This window comes from Zobellia alginiliquefaciens (assembly GCF_029323795.1).
GTDB lineage: Bacteria > Bacteroidota > Bacteroidia > Flavobacteriales > Flavobacteriaceae > Zobellia > Zobellia alginiliquefaciens.
The window spans coordinates 3,147,485-3,172,392 of the sequence record NZ_CP119758.1 but is presented as its reverse complement, the minus strand read 5'-3'; the positions used below and the strand labels follow the sequence as shown (position 1 = coordinate 3,172,392).

The 24,908-nt window shown below is 38.3% G+C and carries 25 protein-coding genes; 13 read left to right on the top strand and 12 right to left on the bottom strand.

What is annotated here, in order from left to right; all coding sequences use genetic code 11:
• The first annotated feature begins 4 nt into the window (after positions 1 to 4).
• Positions 5 to 1,462 (top strand): RagB/SusD family nutrient uptake outer membrane protein, encoded by a 1,458-nt coding sequence (locus P0077_RS13325; protein WP_276165716.1) that lies wholly within the window; start codon positions 5 to 7, stop codon positions 1,460 to 1,462.
• 80 nt (positions 1,463 to 1,542) lie between these two features.
• Here P0077_RS13325 and P0077_RS13320 read toward each other — a convergent pair whose 3' ends face one another.
• Entirely contained in the window at positions 1,543 to 2,784 is a 1,242-nt protein-coding gene (locus P0077_RS13320; RefSeq protein ID WP_276165715.1) for a hypothetical protein, read from the bottom strand.
• A complete protein-coding gene (locus P0077_RS13315; protein ID WP_276165714.1) occupies positions 2,781 to 3,293 on the bottom strand; it encodes a TlpA family protein disulfide reductase in 513 nt (170 codons plus the stop codon). Before P0077_RS13315 ends, P0077_RS13320 begins: the two co-directional genes overlap by 4 nt.
• 268 nt (positions 3,294 to 3,561) lie before the next feature.
• Here P0077_RS13315 and P0077_RS13310 point away from each other — a divergent pair, with 268 nt between their 5' ends.
• From P0077_RS13310 to P0077_RS20935, 3 genes are all read left to right on the top strand, one after another.
• Complete coding sequence (locus tag P0077_RS13310; protein WP_276165713.1) at positions 3,562 to 4,296, top strand: M15 family metallopeptidase; 735 nt, start codon at positions 3,562 to 3,564, stop codon at positions 4,294 to 4,296.
• A 37-nt stretch (positions 4,297 to 4,333) separates the two neighbouring features.
• Positions 4,334 to 5,098, top strand: a complete 765-nt coding sequence (locus P0077_RS13305; protein ID WP_276165712.1) for a M48 family metalloprotease — start codon at positions 4,334 to 4,336, stop codon at positions 5,096 to 5,098.
• 198 nt (positions 5,099 to 5,296) lie between these two features.
• Entirely contained in the window at positions 5,297 to 5,464 is a 168-nt protein-coding gene (locus P0077_RS20935; RefSeq protein ID WP_349292952.1) for a DUF6747 family protein, read from the top strand.
• Positions 5,465 to 5,573: 109 nt separating this feature from the next.
• Here the strand turns inward: P0077_RS20935 and P0077_RS13300 are convergent, their stop codons facing one another.
• Entirely contained in the window at positions 5,574 to 5,966 is a 393-nt protein-coding gene (locus P0077_RS13300) for an ankyrin repeat domain-containing protein (RefSeq protein WP_276165711.1), read from the bottom strand.
• Positions 5,967 to 6,309: 343 nt separating this feature from the next.
• On the opposite strand from P0077_RS13300, the gene gpmI reads away from it, so the two are divergent.
• The 3 genes from gpmI to P0077_RS13285 are packed head-to-tail and all read left to right on the top strand — an operon-like array spanning position 6,310 to position 9,491.
• Positions 6,310 to 7,827, top strand: coding sequence for a 2,3-bisphosphoglycerate-independent phosphoglycerate mutase (gpmI, locus tag P0077_RS13295; RefSeq protein ID WP_276165710.1), 1,518 nt, complete (start codon positions 6,310 to 6,312; stop codon positions 7,825 to 7,827).
• Between the two features lie 32 nt (positions 7,828 to 7,859).
• Positions 7,860 to 8,678, top strand: a complete 819-nt coding sequence (map, locus tag P0077_RS13290) for a type I methionyl aminopeptidase (protein ID WP_276165709.1) — start codon at positions 7,860 to 7,862, stop codon at positions 8,676 to 8,678.
• Positions 8,679 to 8,720: 42 nt separating this feature from the next.
• On the top strand, positions 8,721 to 9,491 hold the full coding sequence (locus P0077_RS13285; protein ID WP_276165708.1) for a class I SAM-dependent methyltransferase: 771 nt from the start codon (positions 8,721 to 8,723) through the stop codon (positions 9,489 to 9,491).
• On the opposite strand, the gene P0077_RS13280 is transcribed toward P0077_RS13285, so the two are convergent.
• From P0077_RS13280 to P0077_RS13245, 8 genes are all read right to left on the bottom strand, one after another.
• Positions 9,488 to 10,498, bottom strand: a complete 1,011-nt coding sequence (locus P0077_RS13280) for an FAD:protein FMN transferase (protein ID WP_276165707.1) — start codon at positions 10,496 to 10,498, stop codon at positions 9,488 to 9,490. The two genes, P0077_RS13285 and P0077_RS13280, sit on opposite strands and share 4 nt — an antisense overlap.
• Positions 10,491 to 10,859 (bottom strand): DUF8840 domain-containing protein, encoded by a 369-nt coding sequence (locus tag P0077_RS13275; RefSeq protein ID WP_276165706.1) that lies wholly within the window; start codon positions 10,857 to 10,859, stop codon positions 10,491 to 10,493. Before P0077_RS13275 ends, P0077_RS13280 begins: the two co-directional genes overlap by 8 nt.
• Positions 10,860 to 10,970: 111 nt before the next feature.
• A complete protein-coding gene (nqrF, locus tag P0077_RS13270) occupies positions 10,971 to 12,278 on the bottom strand; it encodes an NADH:ubiquinone reductase (Na(+)-transporting) subunit F (RefSeq protein WP_276165705.1) in 1,308 nt (435 codons plus the stop codon).
• Positions 12,279 to 12,280: 2 nt separating this feature from the next.
• Positions 12,281 to 13,021 carry an NADH:ubiquinone reductase (Na(+)-transporting) subunit E gene (nqrE, locus tag P0077_RS13265; RefSeq protein ID WP_194526231.1) on the bottom strand — a complete coding sequence of 247 codons (741 nt, stop codon included), beginning with the start codon at positions 13,019 to 13,021 and terminating at the stop codon, positions 12,281 to 12,283.
• A 21-nt stretch (positions 13,022 to 13,042) separates the two neighbouring features.
• Entirely contained in the window at positions 13,043 to 13,690 is a 648-nt protein-coding gene (locus tag P0077_RS13260) for an NADH:ubiquinone reductase (Na(+)-transporting) subunit D (protein WP_038235046.1), read from the bottom strand.
• Between the two features lies 1 nt (position 13,691).
• Positions 13,692 to 14,441 carry a Na(+)-translocating NADH-quinone reductase subunit C gene (locus P0077_RS13255; protein WP_194526229.1) on the bottom strand — a complete coding sequence of 250 codons (750 nt, stop codon included), beginning with the start codon at positions 14,439 to 14,441 and terminating at the stop codon, positions 13,692 to 13,694.
• Positions 14,442 to 14,443: 2 nt separating this feature from the next.
• Positions 14,444 to 15,718, bottom strand: coding sequence for an NADH:ubiquinone reductase (Na(+)-transporting) subunit B (locus P0077_RS13250; protein ID WP_276165704.1), 1,275 nt, complete (start codon positions 15,716 to 15,718; stop codon positions 14,444 to 14,446).
• A gap of 2 nt (positions 15,719 to 15,720) precedes the next feature.
• Positions 15,721 to 17,073 carry a Na(+)-translocating NADH-quinone reductase subunit A gene (locus tag P0077_RS13245; protein ID WP_276165703.1) on the bottom strand — a complete coding sequence of 451 codons (1,353 nt, stop codon included), beginning with the start codon at positions 17,071 to 17,073 and terminating at the stop codon, positions 15,721 to 15,723.
• Between the two features lie 152 nt (positions 17,074 to 17,225).
• On the opposite strand from P0077_RS13245, the gene P0077_RS13240 reads away from it, so the two are divergent.
• From P0077_RS13240 to P0077_RS13220, 5 genes are all read left to right on the top strand, one after another.
• Positions 17,226 to 18,470, top strand: a complete 1,245-nt coding sequence (locus tag P0077_RS13240; RefSeq protein WP_276165702.1) for a type IX secretion system plug protein — start codon at positions 17,226 to 17,228, stop codon at positions 18,468 to 18,470.
• Positions 18,471 to 18,500: 30 nt separating this feature from the next.
• Positions 18,501 to 19,628 carry a DUF3667 domain-containing protein gene (locus tag P0077_RS13235; RefSeq protein WP_276165701.1) on the top strand — a complete coding sequence of 376 codons (1,128 nt, stop codon included), beginning with the start codon at positions 18,501 to 18,503 and terminating at the stop codon, positions 19,626 to 19,628.
• A gap of 11 nt (positions 19,629 to 19,639) precedes the next feature.
• A complete protein-coding gene (gene apaG, locus P0077_RS13230; RefSeq protein ID WP_155597605.1) occupies positions 19,640 to 20,026 on the top strand; it encodes a Co2+/Mg2+ efflux protein ApaG in 387 nt (128 codons plus the stop codon).
• 211 nt (positions 20,027 to 20,237) lie between these two features.
• Positions 20,238 to 21,866, top strand: a complete 1,629-nt coding sequence (pruA, locus tag P0077_RS13225) for an L-glutamate gamma-semialdehyde dehydrogenase (protein ID WP_276165700.1) — start codon at positions 20,238 to 20,240, stop codon at positions 21,864 to 21,866.
• A 115-nt stretch (positions 21,867 to 21,981) separates the two neighbouring features.
• On the top strand, positions 21,982 to 22,494 hold the full coding sequence (locus P0077_RS13220; protein WP_276165699.1) for a DinB family protein: 513 nt from the start codon (positions 21,982 to 21,984) through the stop codon (positions 22,492 to 22,494).
• 516 nt (positions 22,495 to 23,010) lie between these two features.
• Here P0077_RS13220 and rsmG read toward each other — a convergent pair.
• The gene (rsmG, locus tag P0077_RS13215; protein ID WP_276165698.1) at positions 23,011 to 23,646 is read right to left on the bottom strand and encodes a 16S rRNA (guanine(527)-N(7))-methyltransferase RsmG; all 636 of its coding nucleotides are present in this window, start codon (positions 23,644 to 23,646) and stop codon (positions 23,011 to 23,013) included.
• A 106-nt stretch (positions 23,647 to 23,752) separates the two neighbouring features.
• On the opposite strand from rsmG, the gene P0077_RS13210 reads away from it, so the two are divergent.
• Positions 23,753 to 24,853: a fatty acid desaturase family protein gene (locus tag P0077_RS13210; protein WP_276165697.1), complete on the top strand. Its 1,101-nt coding sequence runs from the start codon at positions 23,753 to 23,755 to the stop codon at positions 24,851 to 24,853.
• The last annotated feature ends 55 nt before the right edge of the window (positions 24,854 to 24,908 follow it).

The window sequence follows — 24,908 nt, the reverse complement described above, 5'->3', positions numbered from 1 at the left end:
TCAGATGAAAAGTATTCAATATATAAAAATAGGCCTTTTGGCAGCCGTGCTGACCATTCAACAAGGATGCAATGAAGATGTTCTGATCCAAGAACCGGATCACGTTATTTCGGAATCATTGGTTATCAATTCCGTAGAAAAACTTCAGGATTTATTGAACGGTTCGTACAGCGAAATTTCAGATGGTTCTTATTTAGGAAGAACATTATATAAAAGAGCTGCCGTAAAAGGAACGGATTTTAGATTCGTAAAAACTACTTTCAACCCAAGAGATTACGAACAGACCGAATATAGATATGAAGAAAGCAGCAACAATAACGGTAGCGCAGAAAGTATGTGGTTACAGTGTTTCAAAGCTATTGGTAACCTCAACCTAATTCTTGACAATATAGAAACTGCAGAAGGAAACGACAGCGAAAGACAACAAATTAAAGCACAAGCCCTTGCATTAAGAGGGATGATTTATTTTGATCTTGCCCGTACCTTTTCCTACCCGTGGATACGGGAAGGCGCCAGTGCACAAGGAATGCCACTGAATTTATCCTCTACCGAAACCATAACCGAACGGAGTTCACTTGGTGAGACCTACGAGCAAATCATTACCGACCTTACCGCGGCCTTAAACGTAATTGAAGACAACACCTGGGAGCAGGGCAGCACAAAGTATATGACCAAAAGTGGCATTCACGCCCTGTTGGCACGCGTATACCTGTACAAACAAGATTGGGAGAACGCCCTCACCTACTGTAAAGAGATTCTTAGTGTAAAAAACGAAGGGGATTTAATGGATATTTCCACCTATATTTTTGATGACTATACTACAGAATCCCTTTTTGAGCTGAGCATAACTACAGATAACTCCGTAGGAAGTAACGGTCTTGGAGCACAGTTCGATTTTAGGGACGGAGGTCAAGGCGATGTAATTGCCACCCAAACTTTTGTTGACCTTTTACAGGCCTATGAAGGCGATCCACGTGCCGCTTTGCTACTTGAAGATAAGGAAGGTACCAATGCTGCATTCGTAAAATACATTAACCGGAGCGGCGGTAGCGGATTAAGCATTCACAACATTCCTATTCTTCGCCTCTCGGAAATTTATTTGATAGCTGCGGAAGCATGTGCCAATGGAGCAACTGGTGGTGACACGCAGGCTTTAACCTATCTAAATACATTAATTAGCAAGCGAACAACCAACTTTCAAGCTAGTCAAGCAACAGAAACCGGTGAAGCCTTAAAAGCAAGGATTGCAGAAGAAAGAAGGCGAGAACTTGCTTTAGAAGGCCATGCCATTTATGATTACATCAGAACAGAAAAAGACATTAACAGACCAGAGTCCGACCATGTAAATACTGGCGTTAACGTAAACAATCTAAATATTGAAGCTACATCGGCTAAGACCATCTATCCTATTCCCGCTAGCGAAATAGAAGCTTCACAAATGCAACAGACAAAAGGTTACTAAACACTATACCATCATTACCTTTTGAAAACAGCGGAGCAATGCTCCGCTGTTTTATTTTATCCAATCATAAGTTCCCGGAACTAAAAATCGCTCAATACTATGTAAGCTGTTTTTATGGTTGATGTGTCTTCGCTAACATGCGTCCACGCAAAATGAACCTTATTTTTAACCAAAGTCATCTGAGGAAAGCCTGTTTTTCTAGAAGCGCCAAGCTTGCTTACAACAATCTCCTTTGACATTTCACCGGAACGATTCACCTTCACCGCCTTAATCTGAGCTTCTTGATCCACAGTCTCCATCCAACTGACGATGACATTCTCCTTATCGATTAAAACAAGGTCCACCCTACCCATAGTATTTTCATCACTAATTAAAATAGGGGATTCAAAATTTTCACCTCCGTCTAGAGAAAACACCAGTTTTACTTTAGGTTCATTATTCACAGCCGTGAACCAAGCTACCGCCAAATCATTATTAATAGCATCTGCTTTGGGCCCGTTTACCGGACATCCATTTATCTTCCATCCATCATTAAAAATAAATTTAGGTTTCGTCCATTCACCATCTACCATTCTCGTAATGGCTATATCCCTTATTTCCGTATCCGTTCTATCCCTATACAAAACAACTGGGCCATTATCTGTAATTGCTGCTGCAGTTTGGCAGCAACTGCATGTTTTGCCATCCAAAAGCACATCATTACTGACCGTACCATCTATTGCTACTTCTGCAGCACGGATATTCATGTTCCCTTCATGCCCACGGCTTCCACCTCCCGTATTTCTGCCATCTAACCAAGTAATAAAAAATGCATCTTCTTTAAGGGGCAGCATCGTTACAAACCCGTGCTCCGTTTTGGTACCATCTGTATGTAACGGTAGGTTCTTATTCCAAGAAGAACCGGTCTTAGACTTAAGATTTAACTGAACGTCATAAGCAAACGTTTCTTTGGAAGATTTTTTTAGTACATGCGATAAAAGGTTTCCGTTGTTCTCTGCAATCGTTGGAAAATCGGCCCAATTAATGAACCAATCCGAGCCTTGAACTATGGTTTCCGGTTCTTTCCATTGACCCTCTGATAATTGGGCGTATTTCAATTCCGCTAAAGAATCATTTATTTCGTGCACCCAAGATAACAACGCGCCATCATTGGTCGTAAATAAACTAGGTAAAGAACTCCCCTTCTTTGCTGGAGAAACAAGGTGATTCACAATCTTCTTTTCTGCTTTGGCTTTGGCTATTTTTTTCTTTTTTGGAGATTCCTTACAAGCTGAGAACAGAGTCATAACGATCATTATAACCACACACTGCATATTTTTCATTTGTGTATCTCTTTTAATTTTTTAATCATTTCCGGTGAATCCCAATCCGTAGCACCTACAATCTTTTCAACCTTTTTACCGGACTCATTATAGATAAAAGTGGTGGGTAACGCATGAATATTTAATTGCGAAAAAGCACCATTATATCTTATATAATTAAATTCAAACGACTCCGACTCCTTAAATCCTTTTATTTCTTTTAGTGACTCATCTGAAGCTAAAAGAATGACGTACCCTTCATTTTCTAAAATACGCTTAGCCTTCAACAAACTTGGCATTTCCTCTATACAGGGTCTACACCACGTTGCCCAAAAATTAAGGAGAATCCGTTTTCCTTTAAAGCTAGATAGAGCTATAGTATTGCCTTCCAAATCTGAATATGTGGTATCTTCCGCACGTTCGTGAACTGTATCTTTAATACCTGTATCTACCGTGCCTTTTTTAGAAACCTCTTGGCAGGATACCAAAAGCAACCAACAACATATAAAAAACCTATATTTTCCTTCCATTTTAATAGCACAATGCGAAGAACAAATGTACCCAAAGCAGATAATTTAACGGTTGTATCCCTTTTAAAATTTAAGTTGAACGACTTATAAATCTGTAAACCTACTTATCGTTACATTCAAAAAAATTAAATTATTTTTCAACAACCAGGACAAAAATCACACAATAAAGACACCTTCAAACGTTAGTAATACAACTACAATCTATACTTGGCACTAAATTTGGGTATCTTTGTATAGATTGTCATCACGACTAAATTCAATTGATACAATGGAACGACGAGCATTCATAAAAAAAAGTGGAATTGCAGGCCTTACTTTAGCAGCACTGCCCAATTTGGCATTCTCTAAAGATTTTGAATATGGCATCTTAGAGTTAATGGGTAAAACGGATATTAAACTCTATGGAAAAGGCATTAACTTACGCAAAGAAGCACATGATGCATTCGTTGAAATGAAAAAAGCGGCGTATAGTGATGGTATTGATTTAAAAGTAGTTTCCAGTTATCGTAATTTTGAGCGACAACGCTCTATCTGGGAACGCAAATACCTAAAATATACAGATGACAATAATATGGACCCACTGGCGGCCATTGACAAAATTATTGAATACTCTACTATTCCGGGTACCAGTCGTCATCATTGGGGAACTGATATTGATATTGTGGATGGGAACCGAAAAGTGAGTGGAGATATGCTCGTCCCTTCCAAATTTGCCGAGGGCGAACCTTATGCGGATTTTAAAAAATGGATGGATGAAAACGCCAAAGATTTTGATTTTCATTTAGTATACACGGACACCCCGGGACGGCGAGGTTTTAAATATGAACCATGGCACTTTAGCTATGCCCCCATTTCAATACCTATGCTAACGGAATTCCGCAGAAAAAATATTATGCAATTGTTGAAAGATGAGGATTTTTATGGTAATGAACATTTTACCGAAGGTTTCCTCACCAACTACATTCAAGATAATATACTGGATATCAACACAGAACTTTTGTAAGTCTTTCGTATATTGGAGTGCTAAATAACACTATACCATGCGAGGAGGAAGTTGGAAAATCAGGATATTCATTGGCTTGGCCATTGTTGCATTTGCCTTTATTAAGCGTTGTAGCAGTAAAGAAGAAAACCCATATACCGGAAGGATACAGACCATAAATATGAGTGCCGAACAAGAAATTGCCATTGGCCTTCAAAGCACTCCGGAAATCGCGCAACAATATGGTGGTCTTTATCCTGACGAAAAACTTCAGGCCTATGTGGATCAGGTAGGAAACAAGCTTGTACAAAACAGTATAGCACGGGAAACTCCCTATCAGTATGATTTTCATTTACTGGCAGATGATCAGACTATAAATGCTTTTGCCCTGCCGGGAGGCCCTATTTTTATTACCTATGCCCTATTCAAACAACTTAACGAAGCACAGTTGGCAGGTGTCCTCGGTCATGAAATAGGCCATGTTATCGGTAGGCATTCCGCAGAACGTATTGCGGAGAGCGAACATTGGCAATTACTTGCTACCGGTGCCTCTGTGGGCGCAGATGCAGGTAATCTTATAGGTGGAATAGGCCAGAACATCCTTTTAAAAAACGGTCGCGGCGATGAATTGGAAAGTGACGATCTTGGAGTTCTCCTCATGATGAATTCTGGCTACCAACCGGAAGAAATGATCAAAGTCATGGAAATCCTAAAGGCGGCCGCAGGTCCAAACCGTGTGCCTGAATTTCAAAGCTCACACCCAGATCCTGAAAATAGAATGGAAAAAATACAGGAATCCATAGAAAAGTACAGAAACCAATAAGATTCTTTGGAGACCATTATTTTTTATTTTACAAATCCCTTGAACGGTTGTTAAATTCGTTGAAATGCAAAGTGTTGTGCGCTAATTTGACTACCTTTACGGCTCCCAAATACTACTCGTTGCTTGCGCAACAATTTAACCCCTTATAGCTTTTACATTAACCGATGCCCCTAGACAAGGCATCTAAAATAAAACTATATGGGAACACTATTGCACTTTAAAAATTTATATACCGAAGCATTTGAGAACTGCAAACCTGAATTAGTAGTAATACTTCTGAAGGCCTATTCGGTATTTTGTGGATTAATGTTGTTTATGGCAATTTACGCGTTTGTACACAGAGCCATAAACGGATTTGAATTTTAATCCGCAGCGCTTTACCGCTCTTTTACGAGATACTATATGAAAAAAAACCCGTCCATATTTCTATGGCCGGGTTCTTTGTTTTTCATAGCAATTGGGCTAATTCAAATTGTTAGCTTCCCATCGCAGTTTCGATTACCGCAAGGGCATCCGATGCATTTGATAGTTCTGCATATTTTTTAACGGAATAACCTTTATCACATTTAATTTTTAAGTTGGCCCCGTTATTTATCAATACTTCTAAAATCTCCGCTTTGTTATAACGGGCTGCAAAGATGGCCGGTGTCATACCCAAAGATTTTTTATTGACGTCTTCGCCAAGTTCTATTAGTTTTTTTACGGTATCCACATCTCCTTGCATTATTGCTTTACAGAATGTAGATACATCTGCAGCATCGTACATTTCAAATGTAGGTGCATCCGTAGTTGCGATTGTTTCATTGGCCATTACGGCTGAAGTTCCGACCAAACAGGCCATTGCGAAAGTTAAAAACGTTTTTCTCATGATGAATGATTTAAATTGATGAATATTATTTGATTGTATAAAGATAGACTGGTTATTTGCGATATTGTTACAGCACCAAGGCCATAATAACACAATTTTAACAAAAGTGAATTTTGATAACACCCAATTAAAAAACTGATAATCAATCCATAAAATTAAATTTATAAAATTGTAAAAAGTTTTCTTACCCTCATTTTATTTACCTCGAATTAAAAAAAATTCGGCAGGAGACAGCAAAAATGTGGCATCTCTAACAAAGCTGAAATCACATTAAAAAAGCAGCCCTATAATTGGCATTTCCTCTTAGATCACAGTACTTTTGGAAATCTAATTTATCAAAGCCATGAACAAAAAAGTAATCCTTATGATTCTTGATGGTTGGGGCAAGTCTCCCAACCCAAAGGTCTCCGCAATAGATAATGCAAACACTCCATTTGTTGACTCCCTATATAAAGACTACCCAAATGCAAACCTTCTTACGGACGGTATGAATGTTGGTCTTCCCGAAGGTCAAATGGGAAATAGTGAAGTAGGCCATATGAACCTAGGTGCAGGCCGTATCGTCTACCAAGATTTAGCTAAAATTAATTTAGCGGTTAAAGAAAATACGCTTAAAGATGAAAAAGCCTTACGAGAGGCTTTCACCTATGCTAAAGAAAACAACAAGCCTGTACACTTTTTAGGTTTGGTGAGCAATGGTGGTGTTCATAGCCATATTAACCACATAAAGGGTCTTATTAAGGCCGGAAACGATTCTGGTGTACAGAATATGTACGTTCATGCTTTCACCGATGGTAGAGATGTTGACCCCAAAAGTGGAAAAGGCTTTTTAACGGATCTTAGTGATTTTGCTTCTGGTAAAAACACCCAATTAGCTTCTGTAATAGGTAGATATTTTGCCATGGACCGTGACAAGCGGTGGGAACGAGTGAAAAAAGCGTACGATGTAATGGTAAATGCCGAAGGCGAAAAAACTACCGACATCGGTGCTAAAATGCAAGCGAATTATGACAATGGCGTTACCGATGAGTTTATTGAACCTATAGTAATGACCGATAGCAGTGGAAACCCTGTTGCTAAAATATCCGAAGATGATGTTGTTATTTTCTTCAACTTCAGAACGGACCGTGGCCGTGAACTTACCGAAGTATTGAGTCAAACCGATATGCATGAACAAAACATGCACAAACTAAAACTTTACTACGTAACGCTTACCAACTATGATGCCTCTTACAATGGTGTTCATGTGGTTTATGACAAAGCAAACATAGAGGACACGCTTGGTGAAGTCTTAGAAAGAGCCCATAAAAAGCAGATTCGTATTGCGGAAACCGAAAAATATCCTCACGTAACTTTTTTCTTTAATGGCGGTCGTGAAGAGCCTTTTGATGGAGAACAACGTCTTTTGTGCCCTTCTCCAAAAGTGGCTACTTACGATTTACAACCTGAAATGAGTGCTTATGAAATTAAAGATGCGATTATTCCCGAGTTACAAAAAGGAGAGGTAGATTTTGTTTGTTTAAACTTCGCCAACCCGGACATGGTGGGTCATACCGGCGTTATGGAAGCGGCAATTAAAGCCTGTGAAGTAGTTGACGAGTGTGCAAAAGCTGTAGTAACCGCTGGACTAGATAACGGGTATACTTCTATTGTAATTGCCGATCACGGTAACTGTGATACTATGGTCAACCCTGATGGTAGTCCAAATACAGCTCATACAACTAACCCTGTTCCATTAATTTTAGTGGACAAGGACATTAAAGCAATTAAAGATGGTGTTTTAGGTGATATTGCACCAACTATTTTGAAATTATTGGGTGTACCTCAACCAGAATTAATGACAAGAGAAGCTCTTGTATAAAAATTAACATCAAATATTTTACCTTTGCCGCTATGATTAAATTAAAAACACCCGAAGAAATAGAACTAATGCGCGAAAGCGCCTTGGTGGTATCAAAAACTTTGGGCATGCTGGCATCGGAAATAAAACCAGGTGTCACCGCCCTATATCTTGATAAATTAGCTGAAGATTTTATTAGGGAACAGGGTGCTGAACCAGGTTTCTTAGGAATGTACGACTTTCCGAATACTTTGAACATGAGCCCTAACGCTCAAGTAGTTCACGGTATTCCAAACGCAGAACCACTGAAAGAAGGTGATATTATTTCGGTGGATTGTGGTGCCTTAAAGAATGGGTATTACGGTGATCATGCCTATACCTTTCCTGTTGGAGAAATTGCACCTGAGACTGCAAAACTTCTGAAGGTAACCAAGGAATCTTTATATCTTGGTATTTCACAATTCAAGACCGGTAACCGAGTGGGCGATGTTGCTTTTGCCATTCAGAATTACTGTGAGAACCACGGGTACGGTGTTGTTCGCGAGTTAGTAGGACATGGGCTAGGAAAATCATTGCATGAAGGTCCAGAAATGCCCAACTACGGTAAACGTGGTCGTGGTAAACAATTTAAAGAAGGACTTGTAGTTGCCATTGAACCTATGATTAACATGGGCACTAGGCGCATAAAACAACTTAAGGACGGTTGGACTATATTGACAGCAGATGGACAACCAAGTGCGCACTTTGAGCACAACGTGGCCATTGTAAATGGTAAACCTGAATTGCTGTCTACGTATCAGTACATTTACAAAGCCTTAGGCATTGAAAGTGATGAAGAAGACAATTTTCGTCAGACAAAATTGGCTCTTTAAACCTAGGTCTGCAAAGGTAATCTGTGCTAATTGATGTAACACGTGTCTAAAATTTTTAAGTTTATTCTGAATGCCGTTCCAAGGCCCTTACTCATTAGATTAAGCTATCTGGTGCGGCCTCTATTGGGGTTATGGATGCGGGGCAATCGCTATGAAGATCCTATTGACGGAAAGAAATTTAAAAGTTTTCTTCCATACGGCTATGAAAGTCCGCGGGAAAATATTCTCTCGCCATTTACCCTTTCATTGGAGAGACATCGTTTGCTGTGGCTTTATTTAAAGAACGAGACCAATTTCTTTACCGAGAAATTAAAAGTACTCCACTTTGCGCCAGAACAAGCTTTTTATAAACGATTTAGAAAACTAAAGAATCTAGAGTACATAACTACGGACCTCTTATCCCCATTGGCAGATGTAAAAGCAGATATTTGCAATTTACCTTTTGAGGACAATTCTTTTGATGTTATTTTTTGTAACCATGTTCTTGAACATATTCCGGATGACACTAAAGCGATGCAAGAATTATATCGGGTACTTAAAAAAGGAGGCTGGGCAATCTTGCAAATCCCACAAGACTTGGATCGCAAAATTACTTTTGAAGATGATTCTATTACCGATAAAAAAGAACGTACCAAAATATTTGGTCAATATGACCACGTTCGCATTTACGGATGGGACTATTTTGATAAATTAAGAAGCATCGGTTTTATCGTGGATGAAGTAGATTATACAGCCACGTTATCCCCTGAAGATATAGACCGATACAGACTTGCTAAAGGAGAAATCATTCCCTTTGTAAAAAAACCTCTTTAACTCTTAGTTACCAAAGCTTCAAAGCCAGGAGTCATAAACTCTTGAATTTCTCCCTTTTCATCAATAAATATGATGTAAGCCTCTAGCTCTTGCTTTGTTCTTAATAATTTTAGAACAAGTTCCAAATCCATCGCCATAAAAGAAGTGGCATAGGCATCTGCCTTGGCACAATTATCGGCCAGAACTGTAGCTGCTAGTGTATTGGCATTCTTAGTAAAACCCGTGGTGGGATCAATTGTATGTACAAACTTTGTACCCGTAACAGGATCTTCTCTAAAATGCCTATAATTACCCGATGAAGCTAATGCCTTATCCTGTAAGCGTATTGTTGCTTTCAGTTTTCTGGCATTTTCTACCGTTGGGTCATCTATTCCCACAATCCATGGTTTTTGCTTCAATTGGTTTTGTCCTTTTGCAACGAGCTCCCCTCCTACTTCCAATAAGTAATTTTCAACGCCCTTAGCATCCATCAACTTTGCCAGTCTATCTATAGAATATCCTTTAGCAATAGCATTAAAATCAAAATAGATATTAGGGTTTCGTTTTCTAATAGTATTCACAGCCGTTAGTTCTACCTTATTAAAGCCTACATATTCTAACAAACTATCCACACGCGTGCTATCCATTTGTATCTGCTTTTCAGGCCCAAAACCCCATGCATTTACCAATGTGCCCACAGTAGGGTCAAAATAACCGTTAGTAGCCTCATAAACCTCTTGAGACTGCTTAAATACTTCTTGAAACATGGAGTCGACCACTAAAGTAGAGTCTCCTTTATTTATTTTAGAAATATCCGACGCCGGAATATAAGTAGACAACGAATGATTAATAGCATCAAATACCGAATCTACTTCCTTCTGAAGATTTAGTTCCTCCGGAGATAAATAAATAAGATTGTAGGAAGTACCCAGAGCAGCACCAGAAGCTTCGTTTCTAACCAGACCGGAAGGGTTTCCTCCACAAGCAGCTAAACATATGGCGCCCAAAAAAACTATAATTCTATTCATCTTTAATTTCGATTAAACCAATATAATCCACCACGTAAGCCTCGTTTAAATATACCGGCAACTCTGGATTTTCAGCATTAGAAAGTCCCACACCTGCATAGTACGTTTTAGCCTCATGCTTATCTGCATGGTCCTTCATCTTCTTCATAAGTGCCTGATCATATATATTCGGGTTTTCTGGATGCGGAACATATCTCACTACAATAAAGTGCAATATTTTATCCTTCAGGCATACAAACTGAGGATTTCTTTTAGGTTCACTGTTAACGCCCATAAAATCATAACCTTCAGATTCAAGCTCGCGCCCAACAATATTCATTGCCAAATTATGCAGTTCCCTTTCAGATAATGGTTTGCCCATAACGTTAAAAATTAGGTCAAAAAAAACCGATGCGTAAACATCGGTTTTTTATGTATTTGATTTGCTAGGGAGCCATATACAATTGGAATCCCTTCACAATTAAAAATCGTCTTATCCACCGAAATCATCAAAGCGGATGTGCTCATCGGGAATACCAAAGTCTTCACCCATTTTTTGCACGGCTTTGTTCATCAATGGAGGTCCACAGAAATAAAGCTCAATATCTTCAGGAGACTCATGCTTGCTTAAATAGTTGTCAATAACACAGTTATGGATAAAACCTACAAAACCGTCACCTGGAGCATCTATATCCTCTTTAACTTTCCAATTATCCTCTTCCATTGGCTCAGAAAGCGCCAAGTAGAATTTAAAATTAGGGAAGTTTCTTTCCAATTCTCTAAAGTGCTCAAGATAGAAAAGCTCTCTTTTAGAACGACCACCGTACCAATATGTAACTTTTCTATTTGTTTCTAATGTTTTGAACAAGTGATACAAATGTGAACGCATTGGTGCCATACCTGCACCACCACCTACATAAAGCATTTCAGATTCAGACTCGTTGATAAAGAATTCACCATAAGGTCCTGAAATAACCACGTCATCACCGGGTTTTAGATTGAAAATATAAGATGAAGCAACACCTGGGTTAACATCCATCCAGCCGTTCTTAGCACGATCCCATGGCGGGGTAGCGATACGAACGTTCAACATAATCTCTCTACCTTCTGCTGGGTAAGAAGCCATAGAATAGGCCCTTTCCACAGTTTCCGGGTTTTTCATCACCAATGGCCAAAGATTAAATTTGTCCCACTCTGCTTGAAACTTATCTGGAGTTTCATGCTCTTCCGGGTGGGCAGTAATATCAATATCAGAATATTTAATTTCACATTCTGGAATTTCAATTTGAATATAACCACCAGCTTTATAACCCATATCTTCAGGAATTTCAACTACGAATTCCTTAATAAAAGAAGCTACGTTATAATTACGCACTACCTTGGCTGGCCATTTCTTAATACCGAATACCTCTTCAGGAATGGTAATATCCATATCCTGCTTTACTTTCACCTGACACGCCAAACGAGCACCTGCATTCAATTCTCTTTTGGAGAAATGAGGTGTTTCAGTTGGAAGCGCCTCTCCACCTCCAGAAAGTACATGACATTCGCACTGAATACAAGTACCACCGCCACCACATGCTGACGGTAAAAATACTTTTTGGTTACCCAAGGTTGAAAGTAACGAACTTCCAGAGCCTACTTCTATTTTCTTCTCTCCGTTTATTGTAATGGTAACCGGTCCTGATGGAGACAGTTTTTCTTTGGTGAACAGCAAAAGGGCCACCAAGACCATCAATAGTATCATAAAGGCGACAACGGTGATTAAAATCGTTCCTCCAGTACTTGTAGCTAATAGCATATCTATTTGTTTATGGCGTCGTTATAAGAGACATCTTTACTGTCAATCTCTTCTTTAATTTCTTTCTTCTCTATTACTTTCTCAGCTGTTGTTTCTTCAACTGGTGCAGGTGCTTCTTCACCACCTCCAGTTAACATACCTCCAAAACTCTGAAAACCGATACCCATTAAACCAGTAATGATAAAAGTAATACCCAAGCCTCTTAATGGAGCAGGTACGTTTGAATATCTAATTTTTTCACGAATAGCGGCAATGGCCAAAATAGCCAAGAACCACCCGATACCAGAGCTGACCCCATAATTAAGTGCCAGACCCAAAGTTTGAATATCTCTAGCTTGCATAAACAGAGAACCACCCAAAATAGCGCAGTTTACCGCAATCAATGGCAAGAAAATACCCAATGAGTTATATAAGGATGGAGAAAACTTTTCCACTACTATTTCTACCAGCTGAACCATTGTTGCAATGGTTGCTATAAAAAGAATGAACGAAAGAAAACTTAAGTTGTAATCTGCATATTCAGGACCTAACCATACTAACGCACCATCTCTTAATAGATACTGATCTAATAACCAGTTCAACGGCACGGTAACTGCAAGTACAAAGATTACAGCTGCCCCTAAACCTACGGCAGTAGCTACTTTTTTGGAAACCGCTAGGTAAGAACACATCCCCAAGAACACGGCAAATACCATGTTATCTATAAAGATGGATTTAAAAAATAATTCTATATGCTCTAACATAATTCTATCTTTTTACCTTAATTAATTATCTTCTACCAGTGCAGGATTCCTTGAGCGCTGTACCCATATGATAATACCCACAACTATAAGCGCTGCTGGTGGAATAATCATAAATCCGTTGTTTTCATAGCCTGTTGCGTATAATCCGGTTTTTGCAATTGGGTCACCCAAAACTTTATAACCTAAAAGAGTTCCTGAACCTAAAAGCTCTCTAAAAAAACCTACGATTATTAATATTACGCCGTAACCCAGTGAATTTCCTATCCCATCTAAAAAGGATTTCCATGGTCCGTTTGCCAAAGCGAAAGCTTCAAAACGACCCATAATTATACAATTGGTAATAATTAAGCCAACGAATACGGACAAGGTTTTACTAAGCTCGTAAGCAAAGGCTTTAAGTACCTGGTCAACCACAATCACCAAAGTAGCAACCACAATTAATTGCACGATAATCCTAATTTTTGAAGGAATGACATTTCTCATTAAAGAGATTACCACGTTACCTAGGCCCAATACGAACATTACGGCAACGGCCATAACAATTGAAGCTTTTAGTTCTGCAGTAATTGCCAAAGCGGAACAAATACCCAATACCTGAATGGTAATCGGGTTATTATCCGCTAACGGATCCGTTATTAAACTTGCATCTTTTTTTGTCAATAGTGCCATATTATTTTGCGCTAACGGTTTGTAAATAGTCTTTATAGAGATTTAAACTCTCTTTAATCATAGCAGAAACACCGTTACCAGTAATAGTGGCCCCAGCTAAAGCATCTACTTCATTATCATCCTTAGTGTTGTTCAAAGGGTCATTGTTACCTTTGGCAACAGCGATACCAGCATATTCGGTACCTTTAAGAATGCTTTCTCCTGTAAAGTCATCCATAAAATAACGTTGCTTGATGTTGGCACCCAAACCTGGAGTTTCCCCCTTGTGATCAAAGTAAACACCTTGTACCACCATTTTGTCATCTAGTGCAATAAAGCCCCAAATAGCATCCCAAAGTCCTTTTCCGTACATTGGAATGATGTAGTACTTTTTACCATCTTTCTCGCCTATCATCAACGGTAGCTTAGGTGTTTCACCTTTACCAGCGATAGCCATTTGCTTTTTCATATCGATCAAATAAGCTTCGTCATTTTCTGTGATTTTATCACCTTCAATAACCAATTGCTCTTTGATGTATGATTTAAACTCTCCTTCTACCTCATCGGTTGAAACAAAATTTACACTTCCCTCATCAACATTATCATTTACACCCATGGCGTAAAGAATGTTCTGTTGTTTTTCGAACCGTTCGTTTTCGGTGATTCTATCTTTTAAGCTCGAAGACATAAAAGCAAGAATAGACCCTACTATCACCACCATAACGGCAGCAAAAACAACGGTGTATGAATTTTTATCTGTATTGATTGCCATGATTATACGGTTTCTGCGTGAAGTTCATTTGCCTTGCCAGCTGAATCTTTTGGCAAGATGGTTGCATTTTTCAATCGTTTCATTCTACGTTTTACGTTTCCACGAACCACATAATGGTCAATTGTTGGTGCAAATACGTTCATTAAAAGAATCGCCAAGAAAACACCTTCTGGATACGCTGGGTTAAATACACGAATCATTACCGAAAGGAAACCGATAAAGAAACCATAGAACCACTTACCACGGTTGGTCTGTGCGCCCGTAACAGGGTCAGTTGCCATATAGACAATCCCGAAAGCTAAACCACCAACAATAAGATGCTGCCAGAAATCAAAACTCATTAAACCGTAAAATTTACTGGTTTCTCCAATCCATCCCGCATCAACAACTCCATTAAATATCAAGCCCATTACCAAAGAACCTACAACGGCACTTAGCATAATACGCCAGCTAGCTATTTTACTAAAGATCAAGAACAATCCTCCCAAAAGAATTAGGAATGTTGAAGTTTCCCCTACTGATCCCGGAATAAATCCAAAGAACATATCAGAAATAGAATAAGACATCTCCGCCCCTTTATTCTGCGCTAAATACCCTAAAATAGTCTCACCAGAAATAGCATCTGGACCACCAGCACGCTCAACAGCTTCGTACACCCATACTTTATCTCCACTCATCCAAGTAGGATAAGCAAAGAAAAGGAATGCCCTAATGGTCAAGGCCGGGTTAAGAATATTCATTCCCGTACCACCAAATACTTCTTTACCGATGACAACACCGAAAACAACGGCTACCGCCAACATCCAAAGTGGTGTATCTATTGGTACGATTAATGGAACCAACATACCGGTAACCAAGTAGCCCTCTTCCACTTCGTGACCTTTGATAACCGCGAAAATGAACTCAACCACAAGTCCCACTCCGTATGATACCACTACTAATGGTAGAACTTTTATTATTCCAATCCAGAAATTGTCCCAAGTAAGAAAATCGTTCATTAACGAAAATTCCGAAGGAAAGCCATTAATAGCCGAATAATGTTGGTAGCCCGCATTGAACATAGAAAAAAGCAATACCGGAATCAGGGCCATAATAACCGTATTCATGGTACGCTTTAAATCATCTGCCGCCCTAACATGAGAACCCGAATGGGTAGTCTCATCCGGAGCAAACAAAAATGTATGCAATGCATTAAATGCAGGTGCCATTTTTTTACCGCGATAATGGTGCTTTAAAATGTGCAGCCTTTTTTTGAAAGTCAGTCTTTTATCACTCATCTTTATCCTATTTCTTTATGCAATAGATCTAATCCTTCTCTAATAATCTGTTGATGCGGTTGTTTTGAAACACAAACAAACTCGGTCAACGAGAAATCTTCTGGCGCCACTTCATAAAGCCCCAGTTGCTCCATCTCATCCAAATCTTTCACCATACATGCCTTTAACAATTGCATAGGAAATATATCCAATGGAAATACTTTTTCGTACATACCTGTTACCACAAAGGCACGATGCTCGCCATTGGTATTTGTATCAAGTTCATACTTTTTATTGGGTTGCATCCAAGAGAACGTTAATGCTCTTGTAGCTGATATTTTATTGAAAACAGGCTTATTCCAACCAAAGAATTCATAATCATCTCCTTCCGGAATAGCAGTTACAGTATTATTGTAATACCCTAAATGACCATCAGGTGCGGACTTTGTACCCGTAAGCACATCGCCATTTATCACTCTAAAATTGTCTCCTTCAACACCACTACCATATAAGAAGGTAGAAATTTCGGTTCCGATTTTAGTTGTGTAATATTTTGGAGCTTTTACAGAAGAACCAGCTAAAGCAACAATACGTTCTGCATTGAATTTACCTGTTAATAACAACTCACCAATAATTACTAAATCTTGAGGTGTAACCGTCCAAACGGTTTCGCCCTTATTAATAGGATCCACCCTATTGATCTGCGTACCAACCAAACCGGCCGGATGCGGACCTGAAACCTTATGAATCTCAGCACCGTTTAAATCAGCTAATGGAGAATTTTCAGATTTTCCAACGGAAACGTGAACTTTACCAGGCGTTAATTTACCCAAAGCGGTAATTGCAGCTTGTAATTCCTTTTCTTTTCCTTGCAGCACATAATTCAAATCTGCCGCTAATGGAGCCGTAACATACCCTGAAACGAAAATCGCTTTTGGATTTGCATCCGGATCTGCGATGATATCATACGGACGTTGCTTAATAAAAGGCCAACAACCACCATTTAAAAGGTAGGCTTTAACCTCTTCTTTTGAAGCACTTTCTACGTTTAACAAATCATGCGCAACACCTGTCTGCTCTTTATCCGCCAAAATTTTAAGTGAAAGTATGCGTCTTCGCGCTCCTCTTACAATCTCAACAAGCTCACCACTTACCGGTGAAACGAAAAGCATGCTTTCCTTGTTCTTATTGAAAAAAAGTGGTTCTCCCGCTTTGATCTCAGCACCCTGTTTTACCAACATTTTAGGTGTGACTCCGTGAAAATCGTTTAAGTTTATAGCATAAACGTTACTTAAAACGGCTTTTGAGGTGGTTTGCTCTGCAGCTCCAACAAGTTTTATGTTCAAGCCCTTTTTAATCCTGATGTCTTTAGACATATTGTTCTAGACCTTAGGTTAACAAAATTTCGAGCAAAAATAATACTAAAAGGATTGTTTTCATAATAAATGCCTAGAAATTTGGGCAACACACCGATCTAAATTTTTTGGGTACGCTTTTTGCTTACCTTTACCGCAAAAAATAGCAGGTAATGCGTTTGAATCTTACACAGGTATTTTTCTTCATTTTAACATCTTCATTGTGGGCCCAGGTCCAAGTAGAAGTTAACCCACCAGAGAAAATAAAAACCGTAATTTTTGGAGGACCTACCGAAGATCAATTCCCTGTAGTAGAGCTTGGTGAAACCATAAAACTAGAATTTGACGACATCACAGCTTCCGAGAGCGATTACTATTATAAGATAGTCCATTGTGATTATGACTGGCAACCTTCGCAACTTTTAAAGTCGCAATATTTAAACGGTGTAGACAACCAACGCATCACAGATTATGAAAACAGCTACTCTACCCTACAATCCTACTCTAATTACAAATTAACGATACCCAACGAAAATGTGCGGTTAAAAGTAAGTGGTAATTTCATGTTAGAAATCTACAATGACCGCTATGAACTTCAATTTTCGAGACGTTTTGTTGTATATAAGGATATCGTAACCGTAGGGGGAACCATTAAACGTTCCCGTGATTTTAATTTTATAAACGAAAAGCAGGTGGTTCAACTGAGCATCAATGCCGGAAACTTTCAACTTGTAAACCCAAAAAAAGAGGTCAAAATAGCCATTCTACAAAATTACCAGTGGGAAACGGCCCTTTACAATATAGCACCACAATATACTATTGGCACGGAACTGGTATACAAATACGATCAAGAAACTAGTTTTTATGGTGGTAACGAATTTTTAAATTTTGACACTAGCGACCTTAGAGCTCCTACTTCGCAAATTTCAAGGATAGAAGTTAACGAACTCTACAACCATTACCTGTTTTCCAATACCTATAGAGCAGATAGACCATATTCCTATTTTCCCGATATAAACGGTGATTTTGTTATCCGCACCTTACAAGGAGAGGATAATTCTAGAGAAGCCGAATATACTAAAGTCCATTTTTCCCTACCCTACGATGAGTTATTGGGATTAGACGAAGTATACGTCTTTGGCAAGTTCAATAACTACGCCCTATCCGAAGAAAACAAAATGACCTACAATGAGAATAACGGTATGATGGAAGCCGAAATAAAACTAAAGCAAGGTTTCTACAACTACAAATACGTTATAAAACGTGAAGATGGCACCATAGAAATCAATACTATTGATGGTAACTTTCACTTTACCGAGAACAGCTACCTAATTCTGGTATACTACAGAAACTTTGGAGACTTGTACGATAGCATTATTGGTGTGGGCTCCGCAAATTCTAGAAATATCAGTAATTAGATTATATTTATCCTTAATTCTATTGGATAAATGACCGACAAACCTGTTGTTCCTGAAAAAGGAAGATATAAACTAGACTACCGAGGCACAGAATGCCTTAACTGTGGGCACCCTTTAGACTTAAGCGACAAATACTGTCCAAATTGCTCACAAGCGAACAGTATTAAGAAAATTACTATCAAAGATTACTTGGATGAATTTTTTGGAACCTTAATTTCCTACGATTCAAGGTTGTTCCGTACACTTTCTAGCTTATTAATAAGACCGGGAAAAATCACAAAAAGTTACATAGACGGAAAACGGGTCTCCTACACCAACCCTTTTCGTTTTTTATTGAGTCTTGCTATAATCTTTTTCTTGATCATTAATTTTAGCGGCAATTTCTCTAAGTACGACAAGTATGGAACTCAAGATTTTTCGGAAATAGGCAAATTGGCCTATGAATGGAGTATGGAGCAAAATGCTGATGATACCGCAGAACTCTCAGAACAACTAGACTCACTTAAAAACGTAGTAAATTACAATGGCTATGTAAAACTTGAACGGGAACGTGATTCACTTATACTTTTTGACCCCATCGCATATTTTAAAAAAATTGACCAAGGCCCCTTTGGAGACCGTAATAATCAAAAACAGGCTTTCTTTAGTACTATTTTAGAGCATGACACCATATATAGCTATGAGGACATAGTAGACAAATACCAGATTCCAGAAACTTTTGAAAACAAACTCATATTTAATGGTGTAAATGGATTTTCAAAGTTCAGAAAGTCGCCCGGAAGCTTTTTAAGTACATTAATATCCAAATTACCGTTCGTCGTATTTTTCTTTTTACCGGTCTTTACAGTGTTCATTTGGTTGATTTATATCAGGAAAAAATACAGTTATACCGATCATTTGATCTTTAGTTTTCACAACACAGCATTATTATTTATCTTGCTCATTATTAGCTATTTGATTGATTCAATTTTCAAGTTTGAGAGCAGTTGGATCTTTTTCATGATTTTTTCGACATATCTCTTTGCGGCTATGCGAAATTTCTATGGTCAGAGTATATTTAAAACAATTGTTAAATATCTCTTTCTAAACGCTATTTTTTTTATATTGGCTTTATTATCAACGGTACTACTTTTTACCGGTAACCTTATTACCTTTTAGAAGGAATGCATATGATCACACAAGTAACCAAAGGCATTAAAATTTCCGTGAATACTAGTTTTGAAGGTACATTTTTCAAAAACTACAAGATGCACTTTGCTTTTGGCTATACGATTACCATAGAAAACCAAAGTAAAGATTCTGTTCAGCTTACCTCTCGGCATTGGAAAATCTATGATGCCCTTAATGAACTAGAGGTATTAGATGGTGAAGGTGTGATCGGCAAAAAACCGGTCATTAAACCAGGAGAATCCCACACCTATACTTCAGGCTGCCTTTTAACCTCTCCTATTGGCGCAATGAAAGGCCATTACAATATGGTAAACTTTAGCTCTACGGAAAAATTCAGGGTTTACATTCCTACTTTCAAATTTCATGCACCTTTTGCATTAAATTAGACCATTCAGTTATAATCTACAGTGCTTTAATTGCTTCTAGCTATCAATCTATTAGCACATAGCTTTGGACTCTAATTCATTTTGCTGAAATCTAATTTTTATTAAGATTTTTTTAGCACAATCCTTTTGTACCATTACCGCTTGGCGAGTTTTTTATTCGCACTAAGAAACCTACCTTTACGCTCTATTTTTTAAACTTAACAATAGTATTATGAGCAAAGGTTTTTTTCACGTACCGACAGCGATTAACGAGCCAATAAAGAGTTACGCACCAGGATCTCCCGAAAGAGAAGAAGTGCTAGAGCAATACCGTTCTTATTTTAACGGGAGTGTAGATGTACCTTTATATATAGGCAGCGAAGAAATTAAGACTGGCAACACTAAGCCAATGTCCCCTCCACATGACCACAAACATATTGTTGGCCAATATCATGTTGCAGAAAAATCGCATGTAACAAAAGCCATTGAAAATTGCTTGGCTTCAAGGTCCGCTTGGGCAGATTTAACTTGGGAACAGCGCGCCGCTATTTTCCTGAAAGCTGCAGAATTGATTGCAGGACCATACCGTGCTAAGATTAATGCCGCAACTATGATTGCACAGTCAAAGAACATTCACCAAGCTGAAATTGATGCTGCGTGTGAATTGATTGATTTTCTGCGTTTCAATGTGGAATACATGTCTGAGATATATGAGGAACAACCGGATTCTGCAGAAGGAATCTGGAACCGTGTAGAATATAGACCGCTAGAAGGTTTTGTATATGCCATTACCCCTTTTAACTTTACCGCTATTGCCGGAAACCTTCCTGCAAGTGCCGCAATGATGGGTAACGTTGTGGTATGGAAACCAAGTGACAGTCAAGTTTTCTCTGCAAAGGTAATTGTTGACATTTTTAAAGAAGCCGGTCTTCCCGATGGCGTTATCAACGTAGTTTACGGAGATCCGGTCATGATTACCGAGACCGTTTTGGCAAGTCCGGATTTTGCCGGCATACACTTTACAGGTTCCACACATGTCTTCAAAGAATTATGGAAGCAGATTGGAAACAATATTCACACCTATAAAACCTACCCAAAGATAGTTGGAGAAACTGGAGGAAAAGACTTTATTATAGCGCATCCTTCCGCAAAACCTCAACAAGTAGCTACAGCAATTGTTCGTGGTGCCTTTGAATTCCAAGGTCAAAAATGTAGTGCGGCCTCAAGGGTTTACCTTCCAAAATCACTTTCGGAAGAAATTCTTGAATCGGTTAAAAAAGACATAGCCACTTTTAACAAACCGGGGAGTCCGGAAGATATGTCTAACTTTATAACTGCGGTTATTCATGAAGGTTCATTTGACAAATTAGCCAAGTATATAGACCAAGCTAAGGAAGATGACAATGCTGAAATTATTGCAGGCGGAAACTATGACAAGTCCAAAGGCTACTTCATTGAGCCAACCGTAATTCTTACAACAGACCCAAAATACACTACAATGGAAACGGAATTATTCGGTCCTGTAGTTACCATATATGTTTATGAGGACAAGGATTGGTCAGAAACTTTAAAGTTGGTTGACAGTACTTCCGAATACGCTCTAACAGGAGCCGTTCTATCTACGGACAGGTATGCAATTGATGAAGCTACAAAAGCATTACAAAATTGCGCGGGTAACTTCTATATCAATGACAAACCTACTGGCGCCGTAGTGGGGCAACAGCCATTTGGAGGAGCTAGAGCTTCAGGAACGAATGACAAAGCCGGTTCTGCCCAGAATTTATTAAGATGGGTATCCCCTCGTCTTATTAAAGAGACTTTTGTAACTCCAACGAATTACAGATATCCATTTTTAGGATAAGAATAAATTAAATCACACTGATAATCAGTGTTTTATTATCAAATTTTATTAAATTCCCCAATCCTTTTTTTATTAAACGGATTGAGGAATCTTTGTAACCACTAAAACTAAGAAAATGAAAAACCTATTTGTAACCGCATTCTTCATGGTAGCCGCCATGACGTATGCGCAAGAAAAATTGACACAAAACACCATTCAAGGGGTTTTACAAGGAAATCAAGGACAAGTTGTTGCTTTGGCAGAAGCTTTTTCCGAGGAACAATATGATTGGCGCCCTATGGATGGTGTAAATTCCGTAGCTGAAGCATTGTTACATGTTGCTGGAGGAAATTATTATTTAGCCTCTAAAATGGGCTTTGCGCCACCGGAAGATGTAGACATGATGAACCTATCAAAAATTACGGGAAAAGAAAACATCATTGCAGCTCTTAAAAAATCGAATGAGTTTGTTCTTGAAAAAATAATTTTAGTAGAGGATGACCAATTTGGAGAAGAAGTAGATTTTGGTTTTGCTAAAATGAATAAGCTTGGTGGTCTATTAGCCATAATGGAACACAATGGAGAACATAAAGGACAGCTAATAGCCTACGCTCGTTCAAACGGTGTTACCCCTCCTTGGAGTAAATAAGTCCAGAAAACAGTAAAAAGCCCTTGCTTATGACTATAAGCAGGGGCTTTTTTATGCCTTATTTTCAAATTTTACCGACAAACTGCACAATTTAGATTCTTGGTTAACGTTATATTTACATTAAGCTAACAAATAAGCGACATTCGGCTTTTATAAAATTTCCTCAACTAAGACTAAACACATCATAAGTAGTTGATTTTTAAATATTTAATATTTTACTTTTTTATTTAAAATCAACATACAAAAATTGATTTACAAAGCTGATTTTCAGTAAAAAACTTAACTAAATATCAGTAAAACATACTTTTAGTGTAAATTTAACGTTAAGTTATTGTAAATTAAACGTAATAATTACGTACTTTGTAGTAACTGTAAAAATGAAGATTATGGATATGCAGAAAACATATAGTCAATTTAGAATGCTAGCAGACTGCCTACATATACATATATGGGCTCATTTAAAAATTTTCGCAAGAAAATATAGAAAAGCGTATTACCACTTATTAAGCTTGTAGTTTAGCCTTTATATTTCATGGGTAAGTACACCACTTTTTTAGTTTCAAAAAAAGCTTCATCAAAATAATTGGTGAGGTCATAGATTTCTATGGCCTTATATCCATCAAGTTCCTCGGACAAATCACCACCTTTTAGGTAAAGAATTCCGTTCCGCCTTTCATGCAGTGATTCTTTCTTTATTTTACCTTTTACCCAATGCACAAATGTGGGCATTGCAGCAACTGCCCTACTTACAATAAAATCATGTTGGCCTTTAGTTTCTTCGACCCTAGAATTAACAGCAGTTACGTTATCCAAATCCAATCCTTGGATTACTTCCTGAACTACCTTTATTTTTTTACCAATTGAATCAACTAAAGTAAACTGCACCTCTGGAAACAATATAGCCAGTGGAATACCTGGGAAACCTCCACCTGTACCCACATCTAGAACAGACGCCCCATCGTTAAATTGCTGAACCTTAGCTATTCCCGAAGAATGTAATACATGTCTTAAATAAAGCTCATCTATATCTTTCCTAGAAACAACATTGATCTTCTGATTCCAATCTTTATATAATTCTTCCAGTAATATGAACCGTTTTTGCTGAAGATCTGATAAATTGGGAAAATATTTAAAAACTAATTCGGCAGTCATGCGTATATTTGTATAGTTGCAAAACTACTATATTCGTTGATGAAATAACATTTTATCACCATATAAAGCTTAACATTTCTACGATATCTATCAATAATATTATTTTATGGACCAAAAAACAGTACGATTCTCCAGGAAAGATCCCGCACAGTTCTTCAGAACATTGAACAAACGCGTAAACGATTATTTTAAGGAGAACAAATTAAAGAAAACAGGCAACTGGCGCTTACACCTTAAAACGGTGATTATGTTCGCTATGTTCCTAACCCCCTATTTTTTAATTTTAACTTTAGGACTACCCATTTGGGCCAATCTTCTACTAACTATTGTCATGGGCGTTGGTATGGCCGGTGTAGGCATGAACGTTATGCATGATGGCAATCATGGTGCCTATTCCAATAAAAAGTGGGTCAACAAACTTATGGGGAGCAGCATCTATATTTTGGCAGGAAATGTATATAACTGGCAGGTTCAGCACAATGTACTGCACCATACCTACACCAACATTCATGAACATGATGAAGATATGGAAGCTGGCCGTATTCTGCGTTTTTCCAAGCATGCTGAATGGCAAAAGCACCATAAATTTCAACATTTTTACTCTGTTTTCCTGTATGGCCTTTTAACTTTCAACTGGGCTATTACAACAGATTTCCAACAGATGTACCGTTATATGAAACGAAAGCTTTCTTATGGCAAACTACCAAGTGCAGCCATGAACTGGAGTACGCTTGTGATTACAAAAATTCTATACATCACCATATGGATTGTTCTACCCCTTATTTTCGTTGATATGGCTTGGTGGATGATATTAATTGGCTTCTTTATTATGCACTACGTAGCCGGTGTTATTCTAAGTGTAGTTTTTCAATTAGCACATATTGTTGACGAAGCGGACACGCCTCTTCCTGACGAAACGGGGACGATGAAAAACACATGGGCTATTCACCAGTTATTTACAACTGTAAATTTTGGTACTAAGAACAAGATTGTAAACTGGTTTACCGGGGGATTAAACCACCAAGTGGAACATCACATTTTCCCTAATATTAGCCATGTACATTACACAAAAATTGCAGAAATTGTGAAAGAAACGGCAAAAGAATTTAATTTGCCGTACCACGAGTACGAAACTACCCGAAAAGCTATAATTTCGCACTTTAGACATTTAAAGGAACTGGGCAAAAGACCTGCCTTGAACCTGTAATAGACACAATAAAAAAAACTTTATTAGCACTGGTAATTTAAGTTACACAGCGTAC